The 16,346-nt window shown below is 73.9% G+C and carries 19 protein-coding genes; 6 read left to right on the top strand and 13 right to left on the bottom strand.

Annotated features, from left to right (window positions below):
• Positions 1-3: 3 nt before the first annotated feature.
• Positions 4-504 (top strand): YfcE family phosphodiesterase, encoded by a 501-nt coding sequence (locus tag ACFYO8_RS07895; protein ID WP_354867159.1) that lies wholly within the window; start codon positions 4-6, stop codon positions 502-504.
• A 2-nt stretch (positions 505-506) separates the two neighbouring features.
• Here the strand turns inward: ACFYO8_RS07895 and ACFYO8_RS07890 are convergent, their stop codons facing one another.
• The gene (locus ACFYO8_RS07890; RefSeq protein WP_091424546.1) at positions 507-731 is read right to left on the bottom strand and encodes a DUF3072 domain-containing protein; all 225 of its coding nucleotides are present in this window, start codon (positions 729-731) and stop codon (positions 507-509) included.
• A gap of 100 nt (positions 732-831) precedes the next feature.
• On the opposite strand from ACFYO8_RS07890, the gene ACFYO8_RS07885 reads away from it, so the two are divergent.
• Positions 832-1,770 (top strand): NAD(P)/FAD-dependent oxidoreductase, encoded by a 939-nt coding sequence (locus ACFYO8_RS07885; protein WP_387187914.1) that lies wholly within the window; start codon positions 832-834, stop codon positions 1,768-1,770.
• Positions 1,771-1,780: 10 nt separating this feature from the next.
• Here the strand turns inward: ACFYO8_RS07885 and ACFYO8_RS07880 are convergent, their stop codons facing one another.
• The 3 genes from ACFYO8_RS07880 to ACFYO8_RS07870 all read right to left on the bottom strand — a co-directional run bounded on the left by ACFYO8_RS07880 (position 1,781) and on the right by ACFYO8_RS07870 (position 6,012).
• Positions 1,781-3,070, bottom strand: coding sequence for a cation:proton antiporter (locus ACFYO8_RS07880; protein WP_354867154.1), 1,290 nt, complete (start codon positions 3,068-3,070; stop codon positions 1,781-1,783).
• Between the two features lie 101 nt (positions 3,071-3,171).
• Positions 3,172-3,849 (bottom strand): HAD family hydrolase, encoded by a 678-nt coding sequence (locus ACFYO8_RS07875; RefSeq protein WP_354867152.1) that lies wholly within the window; start codon positions 3,847-3,849, stop codon positions 3,172-3,174.
• Positions 3,850-3,858: 9 nt separating this feature from the next.
• The gene (locus ACFYO8_RS07870) at positions 3,859-6,012 is read right to left on the bottom strand and encodes a SpoIIE family protein phosphatase (protein WP_354867149.1); all 2,154 of its coding nucleotides are present in this window, start codon (positions 6,010-6,012) and stop codon (positions 3,859-3,861) included.
• Between the two features lie 200 nt (positions 6,013-6,212).
• Here ACFYO8_RS07870 and ACFYO8_RS07865 point away from each other — a divergent pair, with 200 nt between their 5' ends.
• On the top strand, positions 6,213-7,079 hold the full coding sequence (locus ACFYO8_RS07865) for a hypothetical protein (RefSeq protein WP_354867147.1): 867 nt from the start codon (positions 6,213-6,215) through the stop codon (positions 7,077-7,079).
• 60 nt (positions 7,080-7,139) lie between these two features.
• On the opposite strand, the gene ACFYO8_RS07860 is transcribed toward ACFYO8_RS07865, so the two are convergent.
• Entirely contained in the window at positions 7,140-7,508 is a 369-nt protein-coding gene (locus ACFYO8_RS07860) for a DUF6401 family natural product biosynthesis protein (RefSeq protein WP_354867145.1), read from the bottom strand.
• A 162-nt stretch (positions 7,509-7,670) separates the two neighbouring features.
• Here ACFYO8_RS07860 and ACFYO8_RS07855 point away from each other — a divergent pair, with 162 nt between their 5' ends.
• On the top strand, positions 7,671-8,117 hold the full coding sequence (locus tag ACFYO8_RS07855) for a hypothetical protein (RefSeq protein ID WP_354867143.1): 447 nt from the start codon (positions 7,671-7,673) through the stop codon (positions 8,115-8,117).
• A 1-nt stretch (position 8,118) separates the two neighbouring features.
• Here the strand turns inward: ACFYO8_RS07855 and ACFYO8_RS07850 are convergent, their stop codons facing one another.
• The 5 genes from ACFYO8_RS07850 to ACFYO8_RS07830 all read right to left on the bottom strand — a co-directional run bounded on the left by ACFYO8_RS07850 (position 8,119) and on the right by ACFYO8_RS07830 (position 10,904).
• Positions 8,119-8,334, bottom strand: coding sequence for a hypothetical protein (locus ACFYO8_RS07850; protein ID WP_354867140.1), 216 nt, complete (start codon positions 8,332-8,334; stop codon positions 8,119-8,121).
• Between the two features lie 162 nt (positions 8,335-8,496).
• Positions 8,497-8,760, bottom strand: a complete 264-nt coding sequence (locus ACFYO8_RS07845) for a hypothetical protein (RefSeq protein WP_354867137.1) — start codon at positions 8,758-8,760, stop codon at positions 8,497-8,499.
• 100 nt (positions 8,761-8,860) lie between these two features.
• Positions 8,861-9,322: an SRPBCC family protein gene (locus tag ACFYO8_RS07840; RefSeq protein WP_354867134.1), complete on the bottom strand. Its 462-nt coding sequence runs from the start codon at positions 9,320-9,322 to the stop codon at positions 8,861-8,863.
• 55 nt (positions 9,323-9,377) lie between these two features.
• The gene (locus ACFYO8_RS07835; protein WP_354867132.1) at positions 9,378-9,794 is read right to left on the bottom strand and encodes a DUF2795 domain-containing protein; all 417 of its coding nucleotides are present in this window, start codon (positions 9,792-9,794) and stop codon (positions 9,378-9,380) included.
• 57 nt (positions 9,795-9,851) lie between these two features.
• A complete protein-coding gene (locus ACFYO8_RS07830) occupies positions 9,852-10,904 on the bottom strand; it encodes a YihY/virulence factor BrkB family protein (RefSeq protein WP_354867131.1) in 1,053 nt (350 codons plus the stop codon).
• A gap of 139 nt (positions 10,905-11,043) precedes the next feature.
• Here ACFYO8_RS07830 and ACFYO8_RS07825 point away from each other — a divergent pair, with 139 nt between their 5' ends.
• Complete coding sequence (locus ACFYO8_RS07825; protein WP_354867129.1) at positions 11,044-11,448, top strand: ChaB family protein; 405 nt, start codon at positions 11,044-11,046, stop codon at positions 11,446-11,448.
• Positions 11,449-11,508: 60 nt separating this feature from the next.
• Here ACFYO8_RS07825 and ACFYO8_RS07820 read toward each other — a convergent pair whose 3' ends face one another.
• Positions 11,509-12,942, bottom strand: a complete 1,434-nt coding sequence (locus ACFYO8_RS07820; RefSeq protein WP_354867127.1) for an aldehyde dehydrogenase family protein — start codon at positions 12,940-12,942, stop codon at positions 11,509-11,511.
• 70 nt (positions 12,943-13,012) lie between these two features.
• Between ACFYO8_RS07820 and ACFYO8_RS07815 the strand changes: the two genes are divergently transcribed.
• Positions 13,013-14,605 (top strand): NAD(P)/FAD-dependent oxidoreductase, encoded by a 1,593-nt coding sequence (locus tag ACFYO8_RS07815; protein WP_354867125.1) that lies wholly within the window; start codon positions 13,013-13,015, stop codon positions 14,603-14,605.
• Between the two features lie 368 nt (positions 14,606-14,973).
• On the opposite strand, the gene ACFYO8_RS07810 is transcribed toward ACFYO8_RS07815, so the two are convergent.
• Positions 14,974-15,741 carry a polyprenol monophosphomannose synthase gene (locus ACFYO8_RS07810; RefSeq protein WP_354867123.1) on the bottom strand — a complete coding sequence of 256 codons (768 nt, stop codon included), beginning with the start codon at positions 15,739-15,741 and terminating at the stop codon, positions 14,974-14,976.
• Between the two features lie 90 nt (positions 15,742-15,831).
• Positions 15,832-16,278 (bottom strand): SRPBCC family protein, encoded by a 447-nt coding sequence (locus tag ACFYO8_RS07805; protein WP_354867121.1) that lies wholly within the window; start codon positions 16,276-16,278, stop codon positions 15,832-15,834.
• Between the last annotated feature and the right edge of the window lie 68 nt (positions 16,279-16,346).

Here is a 16,346-nt window from a genome sequence, read left to right as displayed (position 1 = left end):
GGTGTGGAACTCGTGATCATGGCGGACACCCATGTGCCGAAGCGGGCACGGGACCTTCCGGCGCCGCTCTGGGCGGCGGTGGCGGCCGCGGACGTGGTGGTCCACGCCGGGGACTGGGTGGATGTGGCGCTGCTGGACGCGCTGGAGGAGCGGTCGCGCCGCCTGATCGCTGTGTACGGCAACAACGACGGGCCGGCGCTGCGCGCCCGGCTGCCCGAGGTGGCCCGGGTCGAACTGGACGGCCTGCGGGTCGCCGTGGTGCACGAGACCGGCCCGAAGGCCCGCCGCGAGGAGCGTTGCGCCGCCGCGTACGGCGACTGCGACCTGCTCGTCTTCGGACACTCGCACATCCCGTGGGACAGCGTCGCCCCGGGCGGCCTTCGCCTGCTCAACCCCGGCTCACCCACCGACCGGCGGGCGCAGCCGTACGCCACCTACCTGACCGCCCGGGTGGCGGCGGGGCGGCTCGACCGGGTCGAGCTGCACCGCCTGCCCCCGCGCTGAGCTCAGCGGCCCCGGCCGGTCTCCGCCTGGAGCTCGTCGATCCGCCGGGACGCCTCGGCCTTGGTCAGGCCCTCCGGCACCGGCTCGCCCGCCTCCTGGGCCAGAGTGTGCAGGTAAGACTCCTGGGCGGCGGTGGGCGGCTCGTCGCCGGTGACCCAGTCGTCCGGATCCTTCACGGCGGCGTCCGGGTTCACGTTCCTGCCGCTGGCGTTGTTGCGGTCGGCCATGCTGATCACCTCTCCTCGAACAGGTGTACCACTACCCCGGCTCGGCGGATTCATGCCGTCCGCCGCCTACGATCACCTGGTGACGGCGGACCGGAAGGGTGTGCTGGTGGTCGGCGCGGGCATCGCCGGGGTGGCCTGCGCGGCCGAGCTGGCGCGGGCCGGTGTCCCGGTGCGGGTGCGTGAACGCGCCCGGGTCACCGGCGGGCGGATGGCCAGCGGGCGCTTCGACGGCCGTCCCGCCGACCTGGGCGCCGCGTACTTCACGGTTGACGACCCGGACTTCGCCGCCGTGGTGGACCGGTGGCGGGCCGCCGGGCTGGCGCGGGAGTGGACCGACACGCTCGTCGCGTACGGGCCGGGCGGGCGCGAGCGGGTCAGCGGCCCGATGCGCTGGGCCGCCCCGCGCGGGCTGCGCTCGCTCGTCGAGCATCTCGCGGGCGACCTGCCGGTGACGTACGAACGGCTGGTGATGCGCGTCGAGCCCGGCCCCCGGGTGGACGGCGCCGAGGCCGAGGCGGTCGTGCTGGCCATGCCCGGCCCGCAGGCCGCGCCGCTGCTGGACCCGGCGCTGGCCGACGCCGCCCGGACGGTGGCCGCGCAGCGCTGGTCGTCGGCGCTGACCGGGGTGCTGCACTTCCCCGCCCGCCGCTGGCCGGACTTTCACGGCGCGTTCGTCAACGACCACCCCGTGCTCAGCCTGGTCTGCGACGACGGCGCCCGGCGCGGCGACGGTGCCCCCGTGCTGGTCGCGCACACCACCGCCGACTTCGCCGCCGGGCACCTGCGCCGACCCGCCGCCGCCGGCCCGGCGATCGAGCAGGCGGTACGCGACCTGCTCGGACTGCCCGAGCCGGCCGCGTCGGCACACGTGCACCGCTGGACGTACGCGACACCGGCGGCGCACGCCGGGAGCGTCACGTTCCACCTGGACGACGACGGGATCGGTCTGGCCGGTGACGCGTTCGGCCGCCCGCGCGTGCAGACCGCCTGGCGTTCCGGCCGGGACCTGGGGCGCGCGCTCGCCGCCCTGCTGGGCTGATCCGGGGCGCTCAGCCGTTGGCGCCGACCGGTTGCGCCGCCGCGCCGGGCCGTGCGCCCTCGCCGGTGCGTTCGCCCTCCCGGTCCAGCAACTGCATGACCGGTGTCGCGGCGATGCCGTGCACCACCACCGACACCACCACCACGAGACCGACCGTGGCCCAGACCAGATCCGCCTGCGGGAAGTCGGTCTTGCTGGTGGCGTACGCCAGGTAGTAGAACGAGCCGACGCCGCGGATGCCGAACAATGAGATCACCCAGTGCTCGGCCGGCTTCCCCGGCGCCCCGCGCAGCGACAGCCACCCGGCCAGTGGCCGGATCACCAGCACCAGGGCCAGCCCGGCCAGCGCCGCCGGCCACGTCAGCGGCGCGAGCAGCCCGCCGATCACGGCCCCGCCGAACAACAGCAGCAACAGCACCGTGAGCAGCCGCTCCACCTGCTCGGCGAAGTCGTGCAGCACGGCGTGGAACTCGTTTGTGCGCTCGGCGGCCCGGATCGCCCGGGCGGCCACGAACACCGCCAGGAAGCCGTACCCGCCGATCACCTCGACCAGCCCGTACGCCAGGAACGTCGCGGCCAGCGCGAGGAAGCCCTCGGAGTGCTTGGCCAGCCGCAACTTGCTCGGGGCGCGGAAGAACAGCTTGCCGAGCAGCCAGCCGATGAGCAGCCCGCCGCCCACCCCGGCGGCGAGCTTGTAGAGCACGTCCACCGCGAACCACTCGGCCAGCCAGCCGGACGGCGCGAACCCGGTGGTGGCGATCGCGATGGCCGCGTACACGAACGGGAAGGCGAGCCCGTCGTTCAGGCCCGCCTCCGAGGTGAGCGCGAAGCGCACCTCGTCCTCCGAGTCCTCCACATCGGTCGGTTCGCCCACCTGCACGTCCGAGGCGAGCACCGGGTCGGTGGGGGCGAGCGCCGCGCCGAGCAGCAGCGCCGCGGCCGGCACCAGACCGGCCCACCACCAGCCGAGCAGCGCCACCGCGGCGATGCACAACGGCATGGCGATCGCCAGCAGCCGCCAGGTCGACGACCAGCGGGACCAGCTCAACGGACGGTCGATCTTCAGGCCGGCGCCCATCAGCGCGACGATCACCCCGACCTCGGTGAGGTGGGTGGTCAGTTCCGGCCAACGCAGCGGGTCCGGTGTGGGCAGACCGGTGGGCAGCAGGAACACGAGCATGCCGAGCCCGAGGAACGCGATCGGCATCGACAGCGGCCGTCGTTCCAGCACGCGGGGCAGCACCCCGGCCAGCAGCGCACCGACGCCCAGCAGAGCGAACGCGACATCGACCGGTTCCACGACACCACCCTTCCGTCGCCCGGCGGCCGGGCGGTGGAGTCCAGCAGTGCCCCGAAGCGGGCCCGGCTAAGCCTGCGCGCGCCCAGCGGTTGACCGGCCGGTCAGCCGAGGGCGCCGATCGCGCTGTCCGCCAGGGCGTCCAGCAGCGCCGCCGGGTCGTCGTACACGGCCACCGCGCCCGCGCCGGCCAGCTCGGCCCGGCCGGTGCCGCCGCAGGTCAGCCCGATGCAGGGGATGTCCAGCTTGCCGGCGGCGGCCACGTCCCAGACTGAGTCGCCGACGAACACCACCCGCTCGGCGGCCAGCCCGGACTGCTCCAGCGCGGCGACCAGGATGTCCGGCGCCGGCTTGCTCTCCTGCGCGTCGGCCGACGAGGTGACCGAGTCGATCACGTCGTCCGCGTCCAGCACCGCCCGCAGCGCGGTGACCTCGTGCTCGGCCGCCGAGGTGGCCAGCACCACCCGCAGCCCGCGCTCCGCGCAGGCGCGCAGCAGCTCCCGGGCGCCAGGCAGCGGCGCCAGCCGCTCCCAGTACTCCGCGTAGAGCGCGTCGTGGGCGTCGCGGAGCCTGCCGTCGGCGTCGCGGTCCCGTTCGGCGCCGAGCAGGTGGTCGAGGAGCTTGTCCGAGCCCATGCCGATGGACCTGTGCACGTGCGCCATGGGCACCCGGTGGTCGCCCTGGCGCAGCGCCTCCCACCAGCTCACCGTGTGCAGGTAGGTCGTATCGACGAGGGTGCCGTCCACGTCGAAGAGGACACCGCGTCGCTTGTCGTCAGTCATCTCCGGCTCCTACCCGGCCGGGGCGTCGCCGACGCGTGAGTCACCCGCCGGAATGAGGATCTCGAACCAGACCGTCGAGCCGCGTACGGTCGGGTCGGTGCCCCAGGCGTCGCTCAGCTCCTCGATCAGGCCGAGCCCACGGCCCCGGCTGCTGAGCGTGTCGGTCTGCGCCCGGGTGACCTGACCCCGGGTGCCGGAGTCGGCCACCGACACCAGCAGCCGCTCGGCGGACAGGTCGACCTCGACCCGGGCGGCGGTGCCGGCGTGCAGCAGCGCGTTGGTGGTCAGCTCGCTGGTGCACAGCACCGCGGCGCCGATCACCGCCTCGGGCACCCGCCACTCGCCGAGCTGCGCGGTCATCCAGTGCCGGACCCGGCTCGGCGCGGTCGGCTCGGCCGGCACCTCCATGCTCGCCGACCGGCTGGGGCGCACCGCGAACTCCACGGCGAGCACCGCCACGTCGTCCTCGGTGGCGCCCGGGACCGACGCGGTCGCCACCGCGCACAGCGCGCGCGGATCACCGCCGACCGCCCCGGTCACCGCCGCGCCCAGCCCGGCCATCCCGGCGGCCAGGTCCTGCCGGCGCCGCTCCACCACGCCGTCGCTGTAGAGCAGCAGGGTGTCGCCGGGGCGGAACGGCACGGTGACGGTACGCGCCCGCCCGCCCAGGCCCAGCGGAGGGGCGGGCGGCACGTCGACGAACTCGGCCACCGCCGCGTCCGGTCCGGCGCGGCGGATCAGCGGCGCGGGATGACCGGCGCTGGCGAGCGTGATCAGCTCGCGGTCCGCCTCGACCACGCCGAAGACCACTGTCACGAACAGCTCGTGGGTGCCGCCCTCGACGCCGAGGCTGCTGACCAGCCGGTCCAGTCCGTCGAGCACCGCGTCCGGGCGGGAGTCGACGAGGGCGAGCGCGCGCAGCGCGGCGCGTACCTGCCCCATCCGGGCGGCGGCCTGCACGTCGTGCCCGGCCACGTCGCCCAGCACCACGCCCAGCGCGCCGGTGGGCAGCAGGAACGCGTCGTAGAAGTCGCCGCCCGCGGCGTTGCCGTCCACGCCCGGGTCGTACCGCGCGGCGATCCGCAGCCGGGGCAGGTCCGGCAGCCGTTCCGGCAGCATGCTGCGTTGCAGCATCTGGGCGGTGCCGTGCTGGGTCTCGAACCGGCGGGCCCGCTCGGCGGCCTGACCGACCAGCTCCGCGGACGCGGTCAGCAGCGCCCGTTCCGCAGGCGACCAGGGGCGCGGCGCCCGGTAGCCGACGGTCAGCGAGCCCCGGACCACCGTCGTGCGCAGCGGTAGCGCCGCGAGCGCGCGGATCTTCTCGTCGTGCCGGTCCGCCGCGACACCGCGCAGCGGCTGCCCGTCGGCGGTGAACGAGGCCACGCCACTGCGCGCGGACACCACCGCCGGCAGCGCCGACTCGGCGGACATCCGCCGCCACAGCGGGGGCAGCCGCTCGTCGGCCTCGTCGAGCAGCTCGCCGCGGATGCGGCGGACCAGCCGCCACGCGCTGCCCTCGTCCACCGCGAACGACACCCGGTCGGCGTCGAAGGTGTGCAGGCAGTAGCGCAGCGTCACCCGCGCCACGTCGTCGAGCGTGAGCGTGCCGGCCAGCGCCGCCGCGAAGTCGCTCAGGCTCTGCAACTGCTGGGTCAGCTGGGTGGTCTGCGCCGAGACGGTGAGCACGCCGACGATGCGGCCGGCCGAGTCGCGGACCGGGCAGTGGCCCCTGGTGAACACGGCCGGCTCGGCCGGGCCCTGCCGGTCGGCCGGCAGGACCGCCTCCCGTTGCAGGAACGGCTCGCCGTGCCGGTACACCCGTTTCAGCGCCTCGCCCGCGCCCGGGTCGCGCCACACCTCGGCGAACGTCTCGGCCGCCGGCCGGCCCAGCGCGTCCGGGTGCCGGTCGCCGATCAGCTCGGCGTACCCGTCGTTGTAGAAGACCACCAGGTCGTCGCCGAGGAGCAGGGCCATCGGCACCGGGGAGGCGAGCACCACGTCGGCGACCGCGCGGACCGCGGGATCCCAGGTGTCCGGCGCGCCCAGCGACGTGCCGGCCCAGGGGTGAACGGCACCGGCCGCCGGCCCGCCGACGACGGGATCGGTGGGCGCTCCCGGTGCGGGGGCGGGCGGTGTGGGAACCCGACCGACGGTGCCTGGCATGACCGCAGCCTAACCGGAGCACGTCGGGCTGGTTCCGATCATGCCCCCGTGGCGGACACGGGCACCCGGCGGCGCGGCTGTTCCGGCAGGTCGGTGCCCGTTCGGCCGGCCATGTCGGGAAATTGCCCCGGTCCGGCCCGGCGTGCTGCCGAGGTCATCGGGTATGCGGGCGGCGCAGTTCACGCGACAGGAGGGACATCATGCCGAAAACCCTCGCGGTCGGGCAGGTCGACATCAGTGCGGCCTGGACCGACTTCTGGAGGTCGGTGCTGCTCTTCGTACCGCGGGCGATCGCGTTCATCGCGATCCTCGTCGTGGGTTGGCTCATCGCCCGAGCCGTCCTCAAAATCGTGGACGCGGCACTGGAACGGGTCGGATTCGACCGCGCCGTGGAACGCGGCGGCATCAAACGGGCCCTGGAACGCACCAAGTACGACGCCAGCGACATCCTGGCCAAATTGGCCTACTACGCGGTCCTGTTGTTCACCCTGCAGTTCGCCTTCGGGGTGTGGGGACCCAACGCGATCAGCGATCTGATCCGCGGGGTGGTGTCCTGGCTGCCGCGGGCCTTCGTGGCGATCGTGATCGTGGTGATCGCCGCCGCCATCGCCAACGCTGTCCGGGACCTGGTCTCCGGCGCGCTGGGCGGGCTCTCGTACGGCCGTGTGCTGGCCGACGTGACGGCGATCTTCATCCTGGCGCTCGGCGTGATCGCCGCGCTCAACCAGGTGGGCATCGCCACCACGGTGACCACACCGGTGCTCGTGGCGTTCCTGGCCACGGTGGCCGGCATCCTGATCGTGGGTGTCGGTGGTGGTCTGATCAAGCCGATGCAGGACCGATGGGACGGCTGGCTGCACCGGGCCGCCGAGGAGTCCCGGGCGTACCGGCAGCAGCGGCAGGCGCAGCAGGCCGGCCGGGGCGACTACCAGCGGCAGCAGGCCGACCGGGGCGGGCAACCGACGCCGGCGGGGCAGCAGCAGCAGTCGTCCATGTCGGGCGCGGGCACGTACCGCTCCGGCGAGGCGGGCGACGAGACACAGCAGTTCCGCCGGCCGGGCGGCTGACGGCAACGGGTGACGGGGTGTCCGCGGGGCGATCGCGGGCACCCCGTAGCCGTGCCCGGCTCAGGCCAGGTGACGCGGGTCCAGCCCGCGGGCCAGCAGGCAGACCGCGAGCAGGCGGGTGAGCATCCAGTCCGGCTCGGACCAGTCCACCTCCGGCCCGGCCGGCGGCGTCCAGCCGTGCTCGGCCGCCGCCTCGCGCAGCCCTTCGGCGTACCCGGCCAGCGCCGCGACGGTAAGCGGCCGGCGGTCGCCGTCGAGGCTGTCGCGTACCCCCGCGGCGTGCTGGTCGACCTCGGCGAGCAGCCCGGGGTTCGCGTAGGCCGCGGCGAGGCCGGTGGTGCCGACGGCGGCGGCGAGCGTGGTGAGGGTCGTCCGCGCGGCCACGGCCGCGGAGCGGCGGGTCGCGACCCGGTTGTTCGGCACGCGCATGGTGTCCGAGGCTAACGCCGCATGCCGGGGACCGACCTCGGCCGAGCGGCGGATGCCCGGATCGTCCGGGGGGTGCCCCGCCTCCTCCACCGGGATTGAGTCGCCCGTCCGGGGGCAGAAGTCCGGTACGCAGACCACGCGAGCACGGTCACGGAGGGCACGATGGGACAACGGGCCGACGGGCCGGACCGGGCACACCGGCGCCCGGAGGGAGTGAGTGACGCCACCGTCGAGGCGCTGGGCAAGCTCAGCGAGGCCCTGGAGTGCGTCGAGCGGGCCCGGGGCCACCTGTACGAGCTGCACCAGCTCATCGGCCACGCCGACCTGATGCTCGACGACGCGGTGGAGATGTTCCGCTCCGCCGGTCACCCGGCACTGGCCGAGCGGGTCGACAGGGAACTGCTCGGCCGCAACGTCATCGCCGGACGGTGGACGTTCCAGATCGTCGAGGACTTCGACGACGGGTACTACGCGCTCTTCCGGGAGCTGGACCGGCACGCCCGCGACGAGCTGGTCGAGGGCCGGCGGCACCTCTACGAGGCGGAGATGAAGGAGCGCCGCCGCAGCCGGGGAGTGCCGGGGCACGAGGCGCGCCCCAGCGCGAGCTGACTCAGTCGGAGGCGCGAGCGTCGGCCGGGCGGCGGCGCGCGCCGTCGTCGTCGGCGATGATCACGGTCGCTACCATCAGCGCCACCACCAGGCTGAACAGCCAGGAGCTGTCCTCGGTGAACCGGGCCGAGACCGGAGCCTGGATCGCGGCGAGCAGGAAGCCCAGCCAGGCGAGCTTGCGCTGACGGCTGGAGAGAAAACCGGAGCCCTGTTGCATTCCGAAAGTCTTGCGCGCCTCAGGGGGAGCGCCGTCAGCCGTTCGGCCGATTCTAGATGGGCTGTCCGTTTTCACGACCGTCCGTACCGCATTTTTTGCCGTTCCGTCGAGCATGATTTCGGCGGCTGCGGGCACCGGCACGGTGCCCGCAGCCGCCGGAGATCACATGCTGTCCGGGCCGGTCCGTCCGATCGTCGACGGCCGGTAGGCCCGGTCCGCATCGGTCATCTCACGCCGCTCGGCCTCCGGGCCGGCGCCCCGGTCCACCGCCTCCGGGCCGTGGCCGAACGCGGCCTCCTCGTCGGCGTCGTTGGCGGTGACGTCGTCGCCCTGGCCGTCCGTGGCCGACCGGGCGATGGCCTGGTCCAGCTCGTGCAGGGGAGTGCGGTCCTCGTCGCGCCACACGTGGCGGTCGTTGTCGGTCATTCCCCTGCGGTACCCGGACCGGATGATCGCAAACGGCCGGGCACGGCGATGGCCGCCGGCGGTGCCGGCGGCCATCCAGACTCGGGTACGGGGGAGGTGCTCAGGGGGTGGGCCGGTCGACGGCGCCCCGCCAGGCGCCCGTCTCCTGACCGCGCCGCTCGATGAACTGCTTGAACCGCTCCAGGTCACCCTTGGCACGCCGGTCGACCACGCCCAGCTTGTCGCCGGCCTGCTCGACCACGCCGTGCGGCTCGAACTCCATCTGGAGCGTGACCCGGGTGTGCCCCTCGTCGAGGCGGTGGAACGTCACCACGCCCGCCTGCTGGGTGCCCCCGGTGGAGCGCCAGGCCACCCGCTCGTCCGGCAACTGCTCGGTGATCTCGGCGTCGAACTCGCGCTTCACGCCCGCGATCTCGACGGTCCAGTGGGTCATCCTGTCCGAGAGCTGCCGGACCTCCTGCACACCTTCCATGAAGTGCGGGAACTCCTCGAACTGGGTCCACTGGTCGTATGCGGTCCGGATCGGGACCTGCACGTCCACATGCTCGGTGACGCCACTCATCTCGGGGTTCCTCCTGTTCCGCCGGTGTCTCGTCGCAGGCCGTGGGTCGGCCCGCTCACCAGCGCGTCGTCTCGTTCCGGTGCCCGAGTGCGGCCCACACCTCGGAGATCGTCTGGTAGGTGGTGCCCTCGGGCAGGGTCTCCAGGGCGGCGACGATGTCCGTCGGCGCCTCGTTCTCCAGCGCGTTGGCCAGCAGCGCCTCCCGGTCGCCGGGCAGGGCGGTCATCGTGATGAACCGCCCCAGACGGCTGCGCGCCTCGACGTCCTCGGAGCTCATGCCCTGCGGCGCGCCACTGCGCAGCTCCCCGGCCGGCGCCGTGGTGGCCTCCGGCTGGTCCTCGCCGGCCGGCTCGGGGATCCGGAACTCCTCGGCCCGCGAGCCGCCGGTCCCGGCGCTCTGGACGAGACCGCTGACCTCACTGCTCATCTGGTCGTCGACCCTGGGCGAGTGCTTGCTGCTGCCACGTTCCATGCCTTGGGAGATGCCCCGGGGGACCGCCGGTAAACCGGCGCCGGCCGAGGGAGCCGGTCATCCGGGCGGCAACCGGTCGGCGGTCTTCTCGCTGCCGGCCTCTTCCCCGGCCGCCTTCTCCCCGTCCGTCTTGTCCTCGTCGGCCGGGGCGCGCGGCGGCAGCACCGGGTCGCCCGGCTCCTCGATTCCGGCCTGCATCGCCCGCCCGCGCTGCAGCTCCGCGTTCACCTGCACGCCGAGCATCAACGCGCAGTTGGACAGGTAGAGCCACACCAGGAACGCGATGACCGCGCCGAGACTGCCGTACGTGACGTCGTACGAGCCGAAGTTGGCCACGTACAGGCCGAAGCCGAAGGAGGCGAGCACCCAGGCCACGAGCGCCAGCGCGCCGCCCGGGGTGAGCCAGCGGAACCGCGGCTGGCGGACGTTCGGCGCGATCCAGAACAGCAGCGACAGCAAGGTCATCGCGACCACCGCGAGCAGCGGCCACTTCGCCACCGACCACGTCGTGCGGGCCACCGCACCGGCGTGCAGCAGGTCGCCCACCGCGTCGGTGACCGGCCCGCTGACGATCAGCCCGGTGGCCACGACTGCGAGCAGCACGATCGTCACCGCGGCCATGCCGATCTGCAACGGGCGCAGCCGGTAGAACGGTCGGCCCTCCCGCACCCCGTAGATCGCGTTGGAAGCGCGGGTGAACGCGCCGATGAAGCCGGACGCGGACCAGAGCGCGCCGAGCAGACCGAAACTGAGCAGCACCTTCGCCGGACCCTGCTGCTCGACCACGCTGCGCACCACGCCCACGAACGCGTCGTTGCCGACCACCGAGCCGGCGCCGATCTCCCGGGCCAGGTCGATCACGGTGTCGACGGTGCGCGGGCCGTCGGAGACCAGGCCGACCAGCGCGACCACCACGATCGTGGACGGGAACAGCGCCAGCACCCCGTAGTAGGTGAGCGCCGCGGCCCAGTCGGCGCAGTTGTCAGTGACGAAACCCTTGCCGCTGCGCATCAGCACGCCGCGCCAGGTGCGCCAGTTGAGCTGACGGATCCGGCGCGGCAGACGGGACCGCGTCCGGCCGTCGGCCGTCCGTGGTGTCGTCACGGTCATGTCCGCCTCCTCCGGGCCCGTGCCACCGGGCGTGGGCGGGCGGTACCCCCGGGGGGAATTCGACAAACCGGGTGCCGGTTTGCCCGCCGGGCGGCAGGGAATCAGGCAAGACAGACGATCGAGACTCCAGGAGGACGAGATGCCCGGGCGCGAGGTACTGCCCAGCACGCTGCGGCGCTCCCCGGAGAAGGCGCAGCGGACCTGGGAGAAGACGCACGACTCGGCGGTCGAGACGTACGGCGAGGGGGAGCGGGCGCACCGCACCGCCTTCGCCGCGGTCAAGCACGAGTTCGAGAAGGTGGGCGACCACTGGGAGCCCAAGGGCCGCAAGGGCCCCAGCGACAAGCAGGCCGAGGGCGGTGGTCCGGCCCGGCGCGCGAAGACGGCCGGCGGCGTGGACGCCAACGCCACCAAGGACCACCTCATGGAGGTGGCGAAGAAGCTGGACGTGCGCGGCCGGTCCCGGATGACCAAGCCGGAACTCGTCAAGGCCATCGAGAAGGCCAACGACAACGCCACCCGCAAGGCCCGCGGGGGCCGCTGACCCCTGGGAGTACGCGCCGAGCCCGGGACCGCCTCGGTCCCGGGCTCGTGTCGTGCGGTCTCACCAGTGGCCGCCGCCCGGCGCCTCCAGGTGCACCGCCTTGACGGTGCTGAACTCGTCCAGCAGCTCCGGGCCGTACCCGAAGCCCTGGCCGCTGCCCCGGCGCGGCTGGGCCGCCCCGCCCGGCGCCCCGCCGAACACCGAATTGATCTTCACGGTGCCGACCGGCAGCTCCCGCCAGGCGCGCTGGGCGTGGCTCATCGAGCCGGTCAGCACCGTGGCGGCCAGGCCGTACGGCGAGTCGGCAGCGCAGCGCAGCCCTTCGCTGAACGAGTCGACCACCACCACGGGGGCGACCGGCCCGAACGTCTCCTCCCGGACCAGCGCCATGTCGTGGCGGCAGCCCTCGATCACAGTGGCCGGATAGAACGCGCCGGGACCGTCCGGCAGCACGCCGCCGGCGCGTGCCCGGGCGCCGTCCGCCAGCGCCGCGGTGACCTGCCCGTGCACGTGGTCCCGGTGCCGCCGGTCGACGAGCGGCGCGAGCTGTGTGCCCGGGTCACGCCCGGGGCCCACGGTGAGCGCCTCGGCGCGCGTCACGAGCGCGTCGGTGAAGCCCTCGGCGACGTCGCGGTGCACGTAGATCCGCTCCACCGCCACGCAGATCTGACCGGCGTTGGCGAAGCAGCCCAGCGCCGCCTGTTCGGCCGCCCAGACCGGGTCGACGTTCGCGTCCACCACCAGCGGATCGCTCCCGCCGTTCTCCAGCAGCACCTTCGCCCCGGTACGCGCGCCCGCGGCGGCGATCGCCCGCCCGGTGGCCGTCGAACCGACGTGGGCGATCACGTCCAGCTCCTGCCCGGCCAGCGCGGCCCCCACCTCGCTGCCGCCGGTGAGCAGCGACAGCACCCCGGCCGGCAACGCCGAGTCCAGCGCGCGGGCCAGCAGCCAGCCGGTGGCCGGGGTCCGCTCGCTCGGCTTGTACACCACCACGTTGCCGGTGACCAGCGCTGCGCCGAGCAGGCCGCAGGACACCGCCACCGGGTCGTTCCACGGGGTGATCGCGGCGACCACGCCGCGCGGCGCGGGGGCCATGAAGTCCAGCGCGTCGTGCGCGCCGTGCAGCGTCCGGCCACCGCGCACCGGGGCGAGTTCGGCGTACTGTCGCAGCGCGCCGATGCCCGCCGCCACCCCGCCCCGTGCGTCGTCCAGAGGCTTGCCCATCTCCGCTGTGGTCGCCTCGGCCAGTTCCCCGGCGGCCGCCTCGACCGCGTCCGCCGCGCGGTGCAGCGCCACCGCCCGCTCCGCGGATGCGGTCGCCGCCCACTCCGCGGCCACGCCCCGGGCCGCCTCCACGGCCTTGGCCACCTCGTCAGCGGTGGCGACCGGCGCCCGGGTCACCGGCGACCCGTCCGCCGGATCGTGGACGACCAGCTCGCCGCCCTCGCCGCCGGCACCCCACACTCCGCCTATGAGCTGCGCAACCGTGTACATGCGGCTGCTTGCCCCGACCTGGGCGGGACAAACGCGTTTCGCCCGGAGACCGGCCGGGTAGGCGGATCCGATGACCTCCACCGCGGACGCCGTCGTCATCGGAGCCGGGCACAACGGCCTGGTGGCCGCGAACCTGCTGGTGGACGCCGGCTGGGACGTCGAGGTCCTGGAGGCCACCGAGGCGCCCGGCGGGGCGGTCCGCTCCGCGTACGTGACAGCGCCCGGCTATCTCAGCGATCTCTACAGCTCGTTCTACCCGCTCGGCTACGCCTCACCGGTGCTCGACGGGCTGGGCCTGGAACGGCACGGCCTGACCTGGACGCACGCGCCGGACGTGCTGGCGCACCTGCTCCCGGACGGGCGGGCCGCGGTGGTCAACCGCGACCTGGACACCACCGCCGCGTCGCTGGAGGCGTTCGCCCCCGGCGACGGGGAGCGCTGGCGGCACGCGTACGCCGACTGGCGTCAGGTGGCCGAGCCGATGCTGCAGACCATCACCACCCCGTTCCCGCCGGTGCGCGGCGGGCTGGGCATGCTGCGGCAGCTCCGCGTCGGCGGCGCGTTGCGGCTGGCCCGCCGCCTCGTGCTCCCGGTCCGCAAGCTGGGCGCCGAACTGTTCGAGGGTGAGGGTGGTCCGGTCCTGCTGGCCGGCTGCGCCCTGCACACCGACCTGTCCCCGGAGGAGGCCGGCTCCGGCGTGTACGGCTGGCTGCTCGCCATGCTCGGCCAGCAGGTGGGCTGGCCGGTGCCGGTCGGCGGCGCCCAGCGGATCACCGACGCGCTGGTGGCCCGGCTGGTCGAGCGGGGCGGCCGGATCACGTACGGCGCGCGGGTCGAGCGGGTGCTCACCGCCCGGGGCCGGGCGATGGGCGTACGCACCGCTGGTGGCACCGACTGGCGGGCCCGGCGTGCGGTGCTCGCCGACGTGCCCGCTCCGGCGCTCTTCCTCGACCTGGTCGGCGCGGCGGCGCTGCCGTCCCGGATGGTCGAGGACCTGGCGCACTTCAAGTGGGACGGCTCCACGCTCAAGGTCGACTGGGCGCTGTCCGCGCCGGTGCCGTGGAAGAACCGCGAGCTGGCCGGCGCCGGCACCGTGCACCTGGGCGCCGACATGGACGGCCTCACCACGTACGCGGCCGAGTTGGCCCGCGGTGAGATTCCACGGGATCCGTTCCTGCTGGTGGGGCAGATGTCGGTGGCCGACCCGAGCCACTCACCGCCCGGCACCGAGTCGCTCTGGTCCTACACCCACCTGCCGTTCCGCCAGGACTGGCGCGCCGAGGAGGTGGCCGGGCACGTGGAGCGGATGGAAGAGGTGCTGGAGGCGGCGGCGCCCGGGTTCCGGGCGTCCATCGTCGGGCGGCACGTGGCCGGCCCGGCCGACCTGGAGGCCGCCGAGCCGAGCCTGGTCGGTGGCGCGTTGGGCGGCGGCACGGCCGCGGCGTACCAGCAGTTGTTCCTGCGGCCGATCCCCGGCCTGGGCCGGGCCGACACCCCGGTGGACCGGCTCTACCTGGCCAGCGCCTCCGCCCACCCCGGCGGCGGCGTGCACGGCGCGCCGGGCGCGAACGCGGCACGAGCCGCGCTGGCCCGCGACCGGGCCGTCACCGGAGCGTTGTACGCCAGGACGATCGCCGCCGCCCACCGCGCCGTCTACCGCTGACCCGACCGCACCTCCACCACTCCCGCGCCCGCTGCCGCTGACCGCCGCTCGCGCCAACTGCTGATCGCCCTCGCCGTACTACCTCTGAGACTGTTCCGAGGCGTCACGATGAGTGTTCAGCGCCGTGTCCGAGGGTATTGCCGCACCGCCGCCTTTGCTCTGCAGCCGCATCCGCATTGGTCACGCGCCGTGTTCGCAGCGGACATTCGGCGAAACGGTGTCCAGGAAAGCGCCCCTGCTCAGGGTGGTGCTGCGCCGATGGCTGCAGAGCAAAGGGGCTAGCGAGGGACGTGGCCGGACGACCGCGCCCTCACGCACGGTGACAATGACGCAGCGTGAGGGCGCGGTGGAGGCGCGGGAGAGCGGTGTCAGGAGTCGAGGTTGCGGTGCCGGCTACGCAGCTTGAACGGCATCAGCGCGCTCTCGATCTTCGTGGCGGTGGTCATCTTCGAGTCGCCGTCGCGGCGCTCCTCGAAGCGGATCGGCACCTCCAGGATCGTGTGGCCGAGCTTGGTGGCGAGGTAGTGCATCTCCACCTGGAAGCTGTAGCCGTTGGACTGCACCCGGTCCAGCCCGATCGCGCGCAGCGCGTCGGCCCGCCAGATCTTGAAGCCGGCGGTCAGGTCGCGGATGCGTACCCGCAGCAGCGTGTGCACGTACAGGTTGGCCCAGCCGCTGAGCGCACGCCGGTACAGCGGCCAGTTCTCGTCCAGCTCACCACCGGGCACGTAACGCGAGCCGATGACCACCGAAGCCTGGGTCGACAGCAGCGCGCCCAGCATGCCGGGCAGCGCCTCCGGCGGGTGCGACAGGTCGGCGTCCATCTGCGCGACGAAGTCCGCGCCGTCGTCGAGCGCGCGGCCGATGCCGTCCACGTACGCCCGGCCGAGGCCCTCCTTGCCCGGGCGGTGCAGCACCATCACCCGGTCCGGGTGTTCGATGGCCAGCTTGTCGGCGACCTCGCCGGTGCCGTCCGGGGAGTTGTCGTCCGCGACCAGCACCTTCAGCCCCGGCAGCGGCAGCGCGAGCAGGCGCTCGACCAGCACCGGAAGGTTGCCCGCCTCGTTGTAGGTCGGAACGACGACGGTCAGGCGCGCATCCCCCCACGGGGAGGGTAACTGCACGGGTTCGATCATCACGGACATCCTCGGTCAGCCGACAGGTTCACCTGAGAGGGTAGCCAGTCCCTCGTACGGCGGCCGCACAGACGCCCCGCCGGCGATCGATCACCGCTCCGGCTTCTGCCGCGTCGCGATGTCGGACAGCCGGGCCAGCGTCTCCCGGTTGCGCAGGTGCAGCACCAGGTCGTTGAGCTTGGTACGGACCCACCGCAACGGCCCGGCGGCGAAGTCCTCGCCGATCGTCACCCGGGTCCTGCCGCCCTCCAGCGGCTCCAGGGCGAACGCCACGATCGCCTCCCCGGCCGGCCACAGCCCGGCGCGCAGCACCAACCGGTGCGGCGCCTCGCACTCCAGCACCGTCGACTTGTCCTGGAGCGAGAACGGCCAGGGCCCGGCCCGGTGGTGCAGGTTGGTGCCGACGCGGGGCCACGCGTCGTCCACGTCCCGCACGTGCGCCGTGCCGACCACCCAGTCGCTGTACGTCCACCCGTCCGCGAGCACCTCGAAGACCTGCTCCGGGGGCGCGTCGATCACCTTCTCCACAACCGCCATCACCGACCGGTACCCCGCTGTGGGCCGGCGCTAACGGCGACGGGGGTTAGCTTCTCCGGGGCGGCGGG

The sequence above is a fragment of the Micromonospora sp. NPDC005257 genome (assembly GCF_042872445.1).
Taxonomy (GTDB): Bacteria; Actinomycetota; Actinomycetes; order Mycobacteriales; family Micromonosporaceae; genus Micromonospora.
This window is presented reverse-complemented; position numbering and strand designations above follow the sequence as displayed.